This window comes from Streptomyces sp. ISL-10, assembly GCF_018614575.1.
Taxonomy (GTDB): domain Bacteria; phylum Actinomycetota; class Actinomycetes; order Streptomycetales; family Streptomycetaceae; genus Streptomyces.
Genome location: NZ_JAGGOJ010000024.1, coordinates 241 through 14499 on the forward strand (window position 1 = coordinate 241; position 14259 = coordinate 14499).

Annotated in this window: 13 protein-coding genes; 1 reads left to right on the forward strand and 12 read right to left on the reverse strand. The window is 74.0% G+C overall.

Annotated elements, in window-relative coordinates; translation table 11 throughout:
• Positions 1–305: 305 nt before the first annotated feature.
• The 12 genes from J7E88_RS25895 to J7E88_RS25950 form a co-directional block, all read right to left on the reverse strand.
• Positions 306–869: a phage tail protein gene (locus tag J7E88_RS25895; protein WP_215185184.1), complete on the reverse strand. Its 564-nt coding sequence runs from the start codon at positions 867–869 to the stop codon at positions 306–308.
• Positions 866–2827, reverse strand: a complete 1962-nt coding sequence (locus tag J7E88_RS25900) for a putative baseplate assembly protein (protein ID WP_215185226.1) — start codon at positions 2825–2827, stop codon at positions 866–868. The genes J7E88_RS25895 and J7E88_RS25900 overlap by 4 nt, the downstream gene beginning before the upstream one ends.
• Complete coding sequence (locus tag J7E88_RS25905) at positions 2827–3249, reverse strand: GPW/gp25 family protein (protein ID WP_215185186.1); 423 nt, start codon at positions 3247–3249, stop codon at positions 2827–2829. The genes J7E88_RS25900 and J7E88_RS25905 overlap by 1 nt, the downstream gene beginning before the upstream one ends.
• Positions 3249–3587, reverse strand: a complete 339-nt coding sequence (locus J7E88_RS25910; protein ID WP_215185188.1) for a PAAR domain-containing protein — start codon at positions 3585–3587, stop codon at positions 3249–3251. The genes J7E88_RS25905 and J7E88_RS25910 overlap by 1 nt, the downstream gene beginning before the upstream one ends.
• Before the next feature lie 42 nt (positions 3588–3629).
• Positions 3630–5459, reverse strand: a complete 1830-nt coding sequence (locus tag J7E88_RS25915) for a VgrG-related protein (RefSeq protein ID WP_215185190.1) — start codon at positions 5457–5459, stop codon at positions 3630–3632.
• Positions 5456–6175 carry a LysM peptidoglycan-binding domain-containing protein gene (locus tag J7E88_RS25920; protein WP_215185192.1) on the reverse strand — a complete coding sequence of 240 codons (720 nt, stop codon included), beginning with the start codon at positions 6173–6175 and terminating at the stop codon, positions 5456–5458. Before J7E88_RS25920 ends, J7E88_RS25915 begins: the two co-directional genes overlap by 4 nt.
• 66 nt (positions 6176–6241) lie before the next feature.
• Entirely contained in the window at positions 6242–6667 is a 426-nt protein-coding gene (locus J7E88_RS25925) for a phage tail protein (protein WP_215185194.1), read from the reverse strand.
• A gap of 62 nt (positions 6668–6729) precedes the next feature.
• Entirely contained in the window at positions 6730–9576 is a 2847-nt protein-coding gene (locus J7E88_RS25930; protein WP_215185196.1) for a hypothetical protein, read from the reverse strand.
• 4 nt (positions 9577–9580) lie between these two features.
• Complete coding sequence (locus J7E88_RS25935) at positions 9581–9739, reverse strand: DUF6760 family protein (RefSeq protein WP_215185198.1); 159 nt, start codon at positions 9737–9739, stop codon at positions 9581–9583.
• Positions 9736–10236: a zinc-ribbon domain-containing protein gene (locus J7E88_RS25940; protein WP_129261300.1), complete on the reverse strand. Its 501-nt coding sequence runs from the start codon at positions 10234–10236 to the stop codon at positions 9736–9738. The genes J7E88_RS25935 and J7E88_RS25940 overlap by 4 nt, the downstream gene beginning before the upstream one ends.
• Entirely contained in the window at positions 10233–10673 is a 441-nt protein-coding gene (locus J7E88_RS25945; RefSeq protein WP_215185200.1) for a phage tail protein, read from the reverse strand. Before J7E88_RS25945 ends, J7E88_RS25940 begins: the two co-directional genes overlap by 4 nt.
• A 50-nt stretch (positions 10674–10723) precedes the next feature.
• Positions 10724–12277: a phage tail sheath family protein gene (locus tag J7E88_RS25950; protein WP_215185202.1), complete on the reverse strand. Its 1554-nt coding sequence runs from the start codon at positions 12275–12277 to the stop codon at positions 10724–10726.
• A 248-nt stretch (positions 12278–12525) separates the two neighbouring features.
• On the opposite strand from J7E88_RS25950, the gene J7E88_RS36185 reads away from it, so the two are divergent.
• Entirely contained in the window at positions 12526–14247 is a 1722-nt protein-coding gene (locus tag J7E88_RS36185) for a DUF4157 domain-containing protein (protein ID WP_374196320.1), read from the forward strand.
• The last annotated feature ends 12 nt before the right edge of the window (positions 14248–14259 follow it).

Consider the following 14259-nt stretch of genomic DNA (forward strand, 5'->3'; position numbering starts at 1 on the left):
GCGGCGCCGGTGCGGCGGCCGGGCGGGCGGCGTCGGGCGGCGTGGCATGCGGCGCGGCCGGGGGTTCGGCGGGCGGGCCAGGGACCGGCGGCTCCGAAGCCGTGGGGCCGGGTGCGCCCGTGGCCGACGGCGCCGAGGACGTGCCGGGGGCCGAGGGCTCCGCGGGCGTACTCGAGGGCGGCGGCTCCGACGACGTACCCGAAGACGCCGAACGGTCCGACCACCCCAGGTACGCCCCGCAGTTGCCGCAGAAGTCGTCCGTGGAGCCGTTGGACGCCCCGCACGCGGGACAGGCGCGCATGGCGTCACCTCCCTTCGTCGACGGGCGGGCCGGGCAGGACTTCCACCCGGCAGACGGTGTGCACCGGGCACATGGCCCTGACGACCTCGTGGACCCTGGCCGGGTCGGCCCAGGCCCCGTGGTCCGGCCACACCCGCACCAGGACCTCGGCGGGGGGCTCCGGCGGCAGGTCGGCGCCGGGGGTGCTCGACCACACCGCGCCGCCGTCCCCGATGACCTCGGCGTGCACGCCGAGCGCGAGCTGCAGCGCCTCGGCCAGGCCGCGCCGGGTACCGCTCCAGCGGTGCAGCTCCACCGCGCGGGCAACCGCCTCGCGGCGCCGCTCCACCGGCCACTGCGGGTCGTCGGCGGCGCCCACCCAGGACGCCAGCCAGGCCAGGAAGTCGGCCGGGGCCACCCGGGGGTCGAGATAGGCGGGCAGGTTGTCGAGGGTCGCGAACACCGGGGCGAGGACGGTGTCCAGTCCGGCGGTGAAGCGCTGCGCGAAGTCGTCGTCGGCGTACAGCGCGGGCAGCTGCCCGCCGATCGGGTGCCGGCTCGGCAGACCGGGTATCGCGGCGCGGCTCATCCCCGTGCCTCCGGCTCCACGGCCGTGACGACCACCTGGTGCTGGTAGGAGAAGACCAGCGCGCCCGCGGCCAAGTCGACGCGGTCCGTCGGCGCGCCGCGCCGCCCGGTGATCGGGTCGGCGGGGAACAGCAGGATCTCCTCGATCAGCGCGTTGCCGGTGGCGCGTTGGAGGACGCCGAAGACGTCGCCGTACTGGACCGGTCGTCCGAAGGGCCAGCCGGTGCCGTCCGGGCCGCCGACCAGCGGGTTGAGGTGGCGGAACAGGGCGGCCAGGGCCGCGTCGCGGACGCGGCCGGTGTCGGCGGGGGCCGCCGACAGCCTGGCGACCACGGTGACGCCCTGGTAGGCCGGCGGCTCGACGACCAGGCGGGTGCCGATCAGACGGCGTTCGTCGAGGCTCGTGGTGATCGTCCGCAGGACCTGGTCGGAGGGGATGAGCTGTTCGAAGCGGAGGCGGTCGTCTCCTTCGTCGGCCACCGCGTCCGGGACCACCAGCACCCGTACCGCGCCCGCTCCTTCGGCGGCGGGCAGGCAGCGGACCCGGCGTACCGAGGGCGCGGCCTGGCCGGCGATGATCTCGTAGTCCCCGGCGGTGACGGCGCGTTCCTGCATGCGCAGCGCGTCCGGTGCCCGCAGCCGGGCGTTGGCGAGGGTCTCGCCGGCGACGCCGCCGCCGGCCGACTCCCGGTTGACGACCCGTGCGACGTAGGGGACGGAGCTGCGCAGTACGGAGATCGCCCCGCGGGCCACGTTGCCCGCGGGGCCGCCGCCGGTGCGGTAGCGGGCCGCCCGGATCTGGGCGCCCTTGGGCGGCACGGCGCCGCACTGCCGCAGGGTGCCGTCCGGTTCGCGCAGCGCCGGCGGGAAGGTGAACTCGCCGGTGGTGGCGTCGACCTGGACATGGCGGTCGGCCGGGCCCGAGCGGCCGAAGTGCTCGACCACGTCCCAGCGCTGCCAGCCCTCGGCCGAGGACACCTCCACCACGGGGGGCTCGCGGTCGAGGAGGACCGGCGGGCGGCCGAGCCGGAACGTCTGCCCGGCGACGCCCTCCGAGGTGCCGAGTGGTACGTCGGTCTCGCTCTCGGCGTGCTCGACGGTCATGGTGCCGCCCACGGTGAACACGGACGCCTCGCGCACCGTCGGGGACTCCGAGTAGAACGGCTGGCCCGGCTCCGCCTCGGTGACCCGGCAGCGCAGCCAGCCGGCCCGGGTCCCGCCGATCACCGACGCGGTGTGCCCGGCCGGTACGTACACGATGACCTCGCCGGGCCGGTTCAGGCCGCCGGTGGAGTCCTCGCCGGTCTCGCACACCTGCCAGCCGCCGCCGTCCCACGCCTCCCACACCAGCGGGGGCTGGCGCGGGTCGACGCCGATGCCCTCCACGCGGCTGTCCAGGTTCACCGCGACCACGCAGCGCGGCACCGCCGTCGGCAGGCCGAACAGCAGCGCGTCACCGGGCTGGGGTGCCGCCTGGAAGGCAGGGATGTCGCGGCCTTCGGCGAGCTCACCGGTCCGGTCGGTCTGCTCACCGGCGCGGGACGCGGTCACCAGGCGGATCAACTCGCTGGGCATGATGCGCAGTTCGTCCGTGGTGGTGAACACCACGGCCTCGTCGGCCTCGCCGCCCGCGGTGGCCACCTCGGTGCCCGGGGTCAGTGTCACCGTGTCGGGCTGCGGCGCCGACAGCCAGAAGTCGACCTCGGCCACGGCTGCGGCCGGCGGGAACAGGCGGATGCCGAGCAGGTCCAGGAAGGCGGTGTAGTTCTTGTCGGGGACCCGGTTCAGCCGGTACAGCAGCTGATCCACGAGGTAGGCGAACGTCTCGATGAGGGTGACGCCCGGGTCGGAGACGTTGTGGTCGGTCCACTCCGGGGCACGCTGCTGCACATACCGCTTCGCCTCGTCGACGAGCTGCTGGAACCGCCGGTCGTCCAGGTTGGGGGAGGGCAGGGCCATCAGGCGGCGCCCCATTCCTCGGCCCCCTCCTCGGAGGGGATCGTGTAGAAGGGAAAGACCAGGTTGCGCCGGTCGTTGGTGGAACGCAGGGTGTAGTGCACGTCGATGTAGAGGGTGCCGTCCTCGACGGCGTCGAAGGCGACCACCACGTCGTCGACCGCGATGCGCGGCTCCCACCGCTCCAGGGCCTCGCGCACCCGCTGGGCGATCCGTCCGGCGGTGGCACCGTCGCCGGGCGCGAAGACGTAGTCGTGGATGCCGCAGCCGAACTCGGGGCGCATGGGCCGCTCGCCGGGCGCGGTGCCGAGGACCAGGCGGATCGCCTCCTCGATCTCCCGCTCCCGTTCGACCATGCCGATCCCGCCGGTCGGCCCGACCCGCAGCGGGAACGCCCAGCCGCGGCCGATGAACCGGTCGCTCATCACGCGCCCCCGATCAGGACGTTCAGGGCACCGCCCGAGATCATCGCGCCGCACGTGGTCTTGTCGCGCATCTTCGCGGCCGGCAGCCCGCCGATGAGGACCTGGCCCCGGGCGAGCGCGGCCGGGTCGGGCATGACCACGTTGCCCGGTCCCAGGGCCAGGTGCGGGGGCATCGCGCAGGTGTGCACACTGCCCGGGGGGCCGGGGAGGCCCGTGGTCACGGCCGCGGGGCGGCCGCCGATCAGCACGCGCAGCATCACCTGGGCGGCGGGGCCGGTCGGCAGGGCGATCACGCCGCCGTGGTTGGTGGGGTCACCGGTACGGGCTGCGGCCGGCATGCGGACTCCTTGGGAATGATGGGAACGTCGGGGAGACAGAGGTCAGTTGATCCGGATGAGCTTGGCCTTGAGGACGCCCAGCAGACCGCCGTCGACGGTGACGTTCGACGAGCCGTTGACGCTCACCGTGCGGCCGCCGATCTTCACCCCGACCCGGCCCTGGATGTCCACGTTCCGGCCCGACACGCTCACGTCGCCGCGCCCCGCGTCCAGGGTGATGCCCTTCTTGTCGAGCAGGACGGAGCTGAGGGGCCGCTGGCGGCCCTTCCCGGCGTAGACGGTCAGCTCGATCCGGTCCCGCCGGTTGTCCAGGAACACTTCGAGGCGCTCGTCGGCGCTCGTCAGCCGCACCCCGGAGCGACCGGGCGCCCGCGCGTCCAGCAGCTCCACCCGGTGCCCCGAACGCGACACGAGGGAGCGCCGGTTGAGCTTCCCGGTGGTCTTGTCGACCAGCGGGACGTCGTGCGGCGAGGGCTTGTCCACGCCGTTGTAGAGCCCGCCGATGACGTACGGGCTGTCCAGCAGGCCCTGTTCGAAGCCGACCAGGACCTCGTCGTTGACCTCCGGGCTGAACACGCCGCCACCGCCCTTGCCGCCCCACTGCACGGTGCGCACCCAGTCGGTGACGTAGGTGTCGTCCAGCCAGGGGAACTTCAGCCGTACGCCGCCGGACTCGCCGCCGCCGGGTTCGCGTACGTCGGTCACCACGCCGATGGCCAGACCGGGCATGCGGGGTCCGCGGCCGGGCGCGTTCGCGCCGGTCACCAGGCCCGTCAGGGAGCGGTCCGGGCTGGCGCTGACCCACACCGTCGTCCGGTATCCGCCGTGCGGTTCGAGGACGTGCTGCACCGCCGTCGCCGTGTACTTCCCGGAGAACGCCTGCCCGACGTTGCCGAGCGCCACGGGCTTGCCCGCCCGCAGCTTGGGGTTGCCCTCGACGAGCGCCTCCAACTCGCCGAATCCGGCGCTGACTTCGGCGGCCGTGGCGTCCGCGACCGCCTTCGTCTCGGCGTGGGTGCGGTACGGGGTGTCCGTGACGGTCAGCTTCGACGACTTGCCGAACCGGGCGGCGAACGCCGGGCTCAGTCCCGGCACCACCGTTTCGCTGTTCACCGACGGCTTGCGGGCCACCAGGGGCCGCTTGTTGGCGACGTCCCAGCCGCGCACCTCCACCTGCTGCGCGCCGTCCGCGGCCGACAGGGACGCCCGCAGCGCCAGCAGGTTGCGCCCGTACTCCAGCACCATCGGGCTGCGGGTCGCCGGGGTCGACGGGGCGGGCGCGCCGGACGCCTTCCGCGGCTTGGTGAACTGCAGCAGCCCCTTGTCGTCGACCCGCACCTGCGCGCCGCTCTCCCCCGCCAGGAACTGCAGGAAGTCCCAGTCGGACACGTTGGCCTGCGACAGCTGCTGGTAGGTGACCGGCTCGGCCTCGACCTTCCCGCAGGCCAACCCGGCCCCAGCGGCGACCTTGCGGACGATCGCCGCCGCCGTCATGTTCCGGTACGCCACGACCTTGCGGCCCCGCTGAAGGCGGTGCGCCTTGGAGTAGGCGCGCACCACCGTGAACGAGCCCGTGCGGTCCCGGTCCAGCTCCAGGGCGGTCACCTCGCCGCTGAACAGCCGCTCGCGCGCCTGCCCCGAGACGGTCACCACCGACACCTTCAGCGGGGTGCCGATGGTGATGCCGGTCTTCTGGAGGAACTCGTGGTCGGGGTCGCGGAAGGTGAGGACGGCCGCGTCCGGCAGGCCCACGTTCTCGTCGACCACGCAGTTCACCAGCTGGGCGGCCCAGGTCCGCGGGAGTTCGGCGGGCGTCTCGATGACCGGGTCGGCCGCGAACGACCGGCCGCCCCGCGCCTCGGATGTGCTCACTGGTCCTCCTCAGCGCCCGCGTCACGCAGCCCCGGCACCACCAGTTCGGTGCCGGGTACGAGAGCCATCGGGTCGTCGATGCCGTTGGCCTCCGCGATGACCCGCCAGGCCGTCGCGTCGCCGTACTCCCGCCAGGCCAGCAAGGCCAGGCTGTCGCCCGCCACCACGGTGTGCGTGCTGCGGGCGGTGCGCGCCCCGGACGTCGGGTTCTGGCCCGCCGGGTCGACACTCGCCTCCTCGATGGACAGCGCGCAGGTGGCCCGCAGCGGCTTGCCGTCCACGTCGAACAGCGTGTAGCTCACCGACAGGCTCGACAGCACCCCGTCGAACGACGTCGTCCGCGCCATGCCCCACTCGAACCGCACCCACGGGCTGGCCGGCTTCTTGCGGCCCAGGCTGGCCGGGGTCGGCACGCACCCCTTCATCAGCTTCTCCACCGCCAGCTCCACGGAGTTGTCGTGGGTGGCGGTGGCGTCCAGGAACACCTCCAGGCTGAGCGTGCGCGGGCCGCTGCCGACGAACTCCGGCAGCGCCGACTGTCCCGCCATCCGGGACGGGGTGCGCCGCCATTCGGTGCTCTTGCGCAGCTCCAGGGTGGAGGGGTTGAACTGGAGGTTCAGCCGCGCGATGGTCCCGCCGGGCTTGGCGCCGACGGAGGTGGGGGGCTCCTTCAGGGTCAGCTGGGCCCTGGCCCGGCTGGAGCGTGCTGGGGACACGGCAGGACCTCCTTTCCTGGGACGGCTGTCGGGGCGCTGGTCGAGGGCGGAGTGCGTGAGGGCGGGTCAGGACGGGCGCAGGCCCTGGTGGGCGATCTCCAGGGTCTCCACCGCCGCCTGGGAGTTGGCGGGGTCGAAGGACGGACCCTGCCAGCGCACCGGGACGATCCCGGACACCTGCCAGCTGATGATCCGGGTGAGATCCGGTTTCAGCGCCACGATCTCGCCGTCCTTGGGCTCCACCCGCTTCAGCGTCTCGTCGAGCCAGCGGGCGATCTTCGCCGTGTCGGCGGTGACGGGCCGGGTGAGCGTGATGTTGGACCAGGTCACGCGGCCGGGCAGCTGCCAGGTGAAGCCGTTGTTGCCGCCCTCGGCGTACGTCTCCATCTCGACCTCGGCGCCCATGCCGGAGCACGTGTGGAAGGCGCCCAGGTCGTTGCCGCCGATCGCGAGCCGGAAATACACGCTCGTCGCGAAGATGCTGTCGGTCATCGGTCCGTCACTCGCCAGTCAGTTCGTTCGTCGTCCGGTCGGTCATCGTCCATGGCGTGCCCTCAGCGGCGTCCGTCGTAGGGGCGGCCGGTGCGTTCGCGACCGCGCCGCAACTCGGTGCGCAGCAGCCGCGACACGGGGTCGATCAGGCGGCGCGCCAGGTCGTCGAGGTCGAGGCCGGGGTCGTCCTGGGGGCTCTCGGGACGGCGGCGGGAGGCTGCCTTGCCCGAGGTGGAGGTCGAGGCGGAGGTGGAGGCGGTGGGCGCGGACGACGATCGCGCACGGCCGCGCGCCGGTACCTCCTTGACCTGTACGCCCTTGAGCGGGTCGGCGCCGGCGGAGGCGGCGACGTCGCGCTGCACCGGGTTGGCCGAGCCCGGGGCGATGGTCCGCGGCCGGACCACGGGAACGGGCCCCACCGGTGCCGGGACGCCCGCCGGGCGGTCGGCGAGCGGCGGCGCCTGCGGGGCGGTCACCGGCAGGGGCTTCGCCGGTACGGCGGTGGCCGCGCCCGCGGTCACGGGGCGGGGCGGCGCGGGACGGACGACCGGGACGCGCTGAACCGGGGCCGGGGAGCCAGACGTTCGCACGCCGGCTTCCTTGCCCGGTGCGCCCTGCGTGCCCCGCGTGCCCTGCGGTTCGGAGTGCGCGGTCGCGGCTCGCTGGAGCTGCGGTGTGGCCGGGGCGGGCGCGGACGGGCCGGGTAGCGGGCGCTTGGGTGTCCCGGAGCCGCCGGGGGAAGCGGCCGGGGAGACGGCCGACGGGCCGACCCGGTGTGCGGGCGTCCCGGTCGGTGGCGCGGTGTCGCCCTGGGCGGCGGCCGGTGCACCGGGCCAGCGCGCCGCCACCACGGGACGGCCGCCGGAGCGGGCGGCGGTGGGCGGTGCCGCCCCTTCCGGGGTCCGGGAGCTCAGGGTGAGCGGGCGGGCCGCCAACAGCGAGAGGGTGCGGGGATCCGCCGCCGTGGCCGAGTGTGCTGCGGAGCCGGTCACGGTGAGGGGGCGCGGGTCTGCCGAGCCGGCGGGCCGGATGCCGGCGGTGCCTGGAGCCACGGCCCTGGCCACGACGACCGGGCCCGGGACGGCGGGGCGACGGGGCCGTTGCCCGCCGGAGCGCGGGCCGTCCGCCCGGTGGCTGCCGGAGGTCGGCCCATCAGCGCGCGATCCGCCCGAGCCGGGCCCGCCCGCGCTCGCCCCAACGGGCGCCTTTCCTGCCGCTGCCGCGCCTTCCGTGGCTACGGCGTTCACCGGTTCCGGGCGGTCGGGGGCGACGGCCGGGGAGGTCGTCACCAGCGGCGTGGCGGGCCCGTTTCCGTGGGCCACGGGAGTGGCCCCGGTGGTGGTGCCCCCGGTGGTGGAGTGCTCCGCGAGGCTGCGCTGGACGTCGGCCGTCCCCAGCAGCGGGGCGTCCGCTCCCGGAGCGCGCTGGACGTCCGGGCCGGGTCCCGTACGAGTAGCACGAGGAGCAGGGGACGCGGCGGAACCGGGCAGCGCGGCGCTCGGCGGCAGCTCGGGCAGCGGAGCTCCCAGGCCACCGCGCGCGCGGGCGCCCGAGCCGTCCGGGGCCGGGGTCCGGCGCGGGGCGTCGGCCGGGGCCGCGGATGCCGTTCCCTTGGTGGCGCTCGTGCCGCTGTCGTACGGCACCGATGTGTCGCCCTGGCGCTGGACGACGGGCAGGGTCGGACCGGGCGCGGAACCGGCGCCGAGCGCGGGGGTGTCGCGCCGCAACAGCGTTGCTGTGGAGGGCAGTTCACTCAACGCGGCGCCGAGAGGAGCGCGACCGCGCGAGGGCGTGGCGGCGCGCTGTACGTGGGCGGGGGAGTCCGCGCTCGTGCTGGCCGGTGTGGTGGTGCCGGAGGCGTCGGGCGTGGGCGCCGGAGGGGTTGCGGGCCGCACCGCGGCGACGCGGCGCACGGGTCCGGCCGGGCGGCGGGCGACGGTCAGGCGAGGCCCCGACGGGCTGGGCCGGACGGCCGCGTGAGACCCGTCGGCGCCGGAAGTACGGGATGGTTCCGGGTGCGGCCCGGTCGCCTCCGTATCGGCGCGTCGGACTGCCGGGCCCGAAGGCGTACGGCCCCTGGAAGCACCCCGGGTCGCGGACGCCCGCCCGGGGTTCGGTTCGGAAGCGGGTCGGGCCGCAGTCCCGTCCGCGGCTGCGGGCGGCACGACCGCCACCCGTCGTACGAGCGGAGTCCTGGCAGCGACCGGCTGACGGCCGGTGTCGGCGGGAGCCACGACCGTGCTCGTGCCCGGCTCGACGGCCCGTTGGACGGCGGCCGGTGACGCGGAGAGGACGGCGGGGGAGTCCGCGGCCGTGAGACCACGGGACCGAGGAGCCGCGTCGCCCGAACTCGTCAATCCCGCACGGGTGTCGCCACCGGCGTCGCCGCCGGCGGGCCGTACGGCCGAGGAGCCCGAACGGGATCCCGTCGACCCTGACTTCCGCTCCCCCGGAACCGGCCGCCGGGCGATCTCTGGTGTCCCGTCGGCCGTTGCCCCGTCCGAAACCACGTCTTCCGCACCGTCCACCCCCTCCGGCCGCAGCGCCCTCAGCAGCAGCGGCCCCCCGGCGGTGTACGTGGCCCGCGGAGCCGCCGGGCGGGTGACGCCGCGCACCAGGCCGGCCGGAGCGGCGGTCAGCAGCGCATGCCCGAGGCCGCTGTCGAACGACGGGTTCTGCCAGGCGGCCAGGCCCGCGCGGAAGGCGAGGCCGTCGCTGACGCCCAGCGGGGCGCGGGACACGGTGAGTTCCGGCGCGGCCGTGCTGCGCCAGCCCCCGTCCCAGTCGCCGGGCACGGAAGGCTCCGGAGCGTCGGGCGCGGCGGCACCCGGAGTGCCGGGCGCCCCCCGGGCCGGGGCCGCGGCAGCCGGCGTCGCGGCCCGGCGGCGCAGCCTGTCCCGCCATCCCATGTGCTCAACCGCTCCCATTCACGCGGGTGTTGATACGGGCGATCTCGGCCACCCACTGCTGCCGTTCGCCGTGGGTCAGGTCGAGGATCTCCTCGCGTTGCCAGTGGAAGTGATAGGCGATGTACGCGATCTCCTCCCGGAGCCGGGGAAGGGCGTACGTCACGATTCCCCCAGGCGCCCACCCGAGAGGTCGACCTCGAAGCCGCCCTCGCAGTGCGGGCAGGTCACCGCGGCACGGGTGTGGCCCTCGCTGTTGACCCGGCGGTAGAAGTCCTGGAGGAAGGCGACGTCGGTGGCGTACATCCGCTCCACGACCCCGGCGTGCACATCGGTGACGGTGCCGATCCGGGTGATCACCTGGCTCAGCAGCACCACGCTCAGATACGCCGGGTTCTCCTTGACCCTGAGGTCGATCTGCGGACGCAGCTCGTCACGGGCGGTGGCCAGGCGCATCGCGCCGTGCCGGTGCACCGTGCCCGCCTCGTCCACGTAGCCGCGCGGCAGCTCGAACTCGAACTCGGTGCGCAGCCCGTTCTCCTCCCGGGGCGGCGCCGGAGCGGCGGGGGCGGGGGGTGCCGCCGCCTGCTCCGGAGCCGGGGCGGGGGCCGTGGCCTGGAGGATCTCCTCCAGGTTGCCCGCCGTCACGGTACGGCGCCTCATTCGACGATGATCTCTTCGAACACGATCGTCACGGACTCGGTGGCCGCGGCCGACTCGCCCGCCTTCAGGGAGGGGCCCTCCCACTTGGAGGCCCAGCCCTGCATCAGCTGGATACGGCGGACCGTGTTGCCCTCGGTGTCCTTGATCTCGATGGTGAGGTTCTGCCGCGCGGAGTTCACGGCGCCGTTGTTCAGGGTCTCCTTGATCCAGTTGGTGAACTCACTGCTCTGGTCGAGTCCCCGGGTGATCGTGATCTCACCGGCCTGCCGGGCGCCGGGCTGCTTGCGGATGATCTGCTTGCCCTCCGCGCTGACCTGGCGTACCTCGACGACCTCCTCCTCGACGGTCAGCCCGCTGATCTCCTGGATCGACTCGACCAGGTAGCCGCCGAGCTGCACGCCGAAGACATGGGTGGAAAGAGCATCGCCCGTTGCCATGACTGTCTGTCACCTTCCCTTGCGGAGCTGGTTGTTCTGCTGACCCGGGGTCACTCGTCGATGAGGCTGGTGCTGTCGGAGAACTGGGCCAGCCGGAACACCACGAACTCGGCGGGCTTGACCGGCGAGACTCCGATCTCGCAGATGACGCGGCCCTGGTCGATGGACTCCGGCGGGTTGTTGTCCCGGTCGCACTTGACGTAGAACGCCTCCTCGGCCGTGCGGCCGAACAGCGCGCCCCTACGCCACTCCTCGGTGAGGAACGCGGTGACGTTGCGCCGGATGCTGGACCACAGCCGGTCGTCGTTCGGCTCGAAGACCACCCACTGGGTGCCCAGGAGGATGGACTCCTCCAGGTAGTTGAAGAGGCGGCGCACGTTCAGGTAGCGCCAGGCCGGGTCGGAGGAGAGGGTGCGGGCGCCCCAGATGCGGATGCCGCGGCCGGGGAAGGCCCGTACGCAGTTGACGCCGATCGGGTTGAGCAGGTCCTGCTCGCCCTTGCTGAGCCGGAGCTCCAGGTCCACCGCGCCGCGGATGACCTCGTTGGCCGGCGCCTTGTGCACACCGCGCTCGCCGTCGCTGCGCGCCCACACGCCGGCGATGTGGCCGCTCGGCGGGACGGTGGTGTTGCGTCCGGTGGCCGGGTCGAAGACGCGGACCCAGGGGTAGTAGAGGGTGGCGTACCGGGAGTCGTAGCCGGCCTCGTCGTTGCGCCAGGCGCGCACCTGCTGCGCGCCCAGGCCGGGCGGGGCGTCCAGGACGGCGACGCGGTCGCCCATCTGCTCGCAGTGCGAGATCACCGCGAGCTGCACGGTGCGCACGCCCTCGGCGTCGATGTCGCCGCGCTGATAGGCGCTCATCAGGTCCGGCACGGCGACCATGGTGATCTCGTCGATGGTCTCCAGGCCCCCGAACCCGGTGCGGGCGGCGGCGTCGCCGACGTACTCCGCCGGGTTGAGGCGGGCCACCTCGCCCGAGCCGCTCGGCGCGGGCACGGCCGGGGCGTCGGGCACGGCCAGGGTCTGGGCGGCGGGCCTGGTCTGGGCGGCGCCCTGCTGCTCGGTGACCTGGATCAGCTTGGAGGCACGGGCCTGGTTGACCAGGTATCCCTTGACGTTCTTGCGGGTGGAGGCCTCGTAGGTCTCCACGACCTGCTCGCCCTGGCGGACCAGGACCTTGAAGCGGTCCTCCGGCGGGTTCTCGCCGTCCGCGTCGGCGACCTCGACCGACACGCCGGTGACGCCCTGCCTGGCGGCGACGAGGAAGCCGCCGAGGGCCACCGGCTCCGCTGCCTTGGGCGCGCGCCGGCCGCCGTCGGCCGACGGGGAGGCGTCCTCGGCCTGGCCGCCGATCCGCACGATGTACGCGGCGCCGCCGCCGTTGGCGAAGTAGCCGTGGACCGAGAGGGGCAGGTAGGCGCCCTCGGTGAAGCCGCCGAACGTCTGGGTGTACTGGTCCCAGCTGGTGACCAGTGTCGGTGCGTGGAACGGGCCGCTCTCGGCGAACCCGACGAACGCGGCGACGGCGGTGCCGACCCCTTCGATCGGTCGGGCACCGGACTGCACCTCCTCCACGTACACGCCCGGGGTGAGGTACGTCGGCATACTCGCTCCTTCGCGTCCTAACGGGTCAGTCGCCTGTGTCCAGGTCGAGTCTGCGCGGGGGCCCGCCGGGGCGACAGGGACGCGGGGACCTGGCCAGGGGCAGGATCGCTGCCCTTCCCTGCCCGTGCGGACCGTCCGGCTGCCGCCCGGACCTGCCCTCGTTCTGCCCGTACGGGCCTGGACGCCCCGCGCGCCCGGGCGGTCCACTGGGGGTCGCAAGAGTGCTGCGCCGACGAGGAGGCAACGAATTGCGGACGTCCCAGGCGCACGCCGAGCAGCACGAGAACCGGCGGTCCGCCACGCGCGGCCCGGCCGCCGCCCGCCAGGAGACCTCCGCCGGCCCCGCCGTACCGCCGCCGCTCACCGCCGACGCCCTCCGGGCGGGGCAGCGCGGCGCGGGCAACGCGGCGGTGACCGCGATGATCGCCCGCCGCGCCCGCCCCGCACCCGTCGTGGAGGAGCCGGACCCCGGCGTGCACGAGGTGCTGCGCTCGGCCGGCAAGCCACTCGCCGCGCCGGTCCGCCGGGACATGGAGTCCCGCTTCCGGACCGACTTCTCCGACGTACGACTGCACACGGGGACGGCGGCCGCCCGCTCGGCCCAGGCCATCGGGGCGCGCGCGTACACCTCGGGCAGTCATGTCGTGATCGGCGCGGGCGGCGGCGACAAGCACACCCTCGCGCATGAGCTCACCCATGTCGTGCAGCAGCGCGACGGCCCGGTGTCGGGCACCGCCACCGGCCACGGGTTCGCGGTGTCGGATCCGGGCGACCGCTTCGAGCGGGCCGCCGAGGCCAACGCCCGCAAGGTCCTGTCCGGGCCGGCACCGGACGTCCAGCGCGCGCCGGAGGCCTGCGGGCACGCGACGCCGGCGCAGGCGGAGGCGGTGCAGGCGGAGGCGGTGCAGGCGGAGGCGGTGCAGCGGAAGAGCGTCACCACGCTGGAGGACGCGACCGTCACCCACTACAAGCCCAGCAGGGAGAACGCCGAGCCCGCGTACGGCCTGAAGATCAAACGCCCGCAGAGCGTGACCGGTCCCATCAAGCCGACCGGCACGAAGGGGCGGGCGGCGGCGCCGAACCCGGTCGCGGTCAAGTCCCTGCACCAGGCCTACAAGGGTCAGAAACGCAAGGGCACGGCGGCGCCCACCGAGCCGCAGGTGTGGAAGGACCTGTTCGGCGGGGCCGGCTACGACCGCGGCCATGTCATGGGACTGGAGGTGGGCGGCGACGACGTCTCGCAGAACATCGTCCCCCAGTGGTCCCTGAACCAGGGCACCGGCATGTGGCGCCGGATCGAGCAGGCACTGGTGGGGGTGAGCAAGGGCGACCTCCGCTTCGAGGTGAAGTACGCGGCGGCCATGGGCAATCACCACCACGTGATGATTCCGGTCGGCATCGACATCTACCTGGACAAGGCCCACTACAGAACGTGGGAGAACGAACCGGACATCAACGACCTGATCAGGGCGGGCAACGACCCGAGCGACCTGGCGCACTACTACACGAAGGCCAAGGAAGCGCTCGGCGGCAGGACACAGCTGACCGAGGACGAGATGCAGAACTTCGCCCTGGCGGCGCTGTCCCAGGACAAGGGCACCTTCCTCGCGTACAAGGACTACGAGGAACGCAGGGCTCAGGGCCAGACCCCCGCCGCCGGTACCAGCACCGCGGACGCCCACGCGCAGGCCATGACCCGCAAGGACATCCCCAAGGACCGCCGGGACAAGCAGATCGAGTCGTACATCGCCGCGGGCTGGGTGACCAAGGCCGGCGCGACGTACACCCTGCACGACGTCCCGGCACCCGCGCCCGACAGCGACAGCGGTTCCAGCAGTGAGTCCGACGTCGAGATGTCCGACGGTTCCCAGCCGCCGTCGCCGGGGCAGCCGTTCGCGACCATCGACTTCGGGTCGCAGGGCAGCGCTTCCGACTCGGACTACGAGGACAAGATGTCCACCGGCTCCTGACCGCCGGCGTGG

Excerpts from the sequence above, each read along its gene's own strand:
- J7E88_RS25895 (WP_215185184.1), bottom strand. The coding sequence starts at position 869 with ATGAGCCGCGCCGCGATACCCGGTCTGCCGAGCCGGCACCCGATCGGC.
- J7E88_RS25900 (WP_215185226.1), bottom strand. The coding sequence starts at position 2,827 with ATGGCCCTGCCCTCCCCCAACCTGGACGACCGGCGGTTCCAGCAGCTC.
- J7E88_RS25905 (WP_215185186.1), bottom strand. The coding sequence starts at position 3,249 with ATGAGCGACCGGTTCATCGGCCGCGGCTGGGCGTTCCCGCTGCGGGTC.
- J7E88_RS25910 (WP_215185188.1), bottom strand. The coding sequence starts at position 3,587 with ATGCCGGCCGCAGCCCGTACCGGTGACCCCACCAACCACGGCGGCGTG.
- J7E88_RS25925 (WP_215185194.1), bottom strand. The coding sequence starts at position 6,667 with ATGACCGACAGCATCTTCGCGACGAGCGTGTATTTCCGGCTCGCGATC.
- J7E88_RS25930 (WP_215185196.1), bottom strand. The coding sequence starts at position 9,576 with ATGGGATGGCGGGACAGGCTGCGCCGCCGGGCCGCGACGCCGGCTGCC.
- J7E88_RS25940 (WP_129261300.1), bottom strand. The coding sequence starts at position 10,236 with ATGAGGCGCCGTACCGTGACGGCGGGCAACCTGGAGGAGATCCTCCAG.
- J7E88_RS25945 (WP_215185200.1), bottom strand. The coding sequence starts at position 10,673 with ATGGCAACGGGCGATGCTCTTTCCACCCATGTCTTCGGCGTGCAGCTC.
- J7E88_RS25950 (WP_215185202.1), bottom strand. The coding sequence starts at position 12,277 with ATGCCGACGTACCTCACCCCGGGCGTGTACGTGGAGGAGGTGCAGTCC.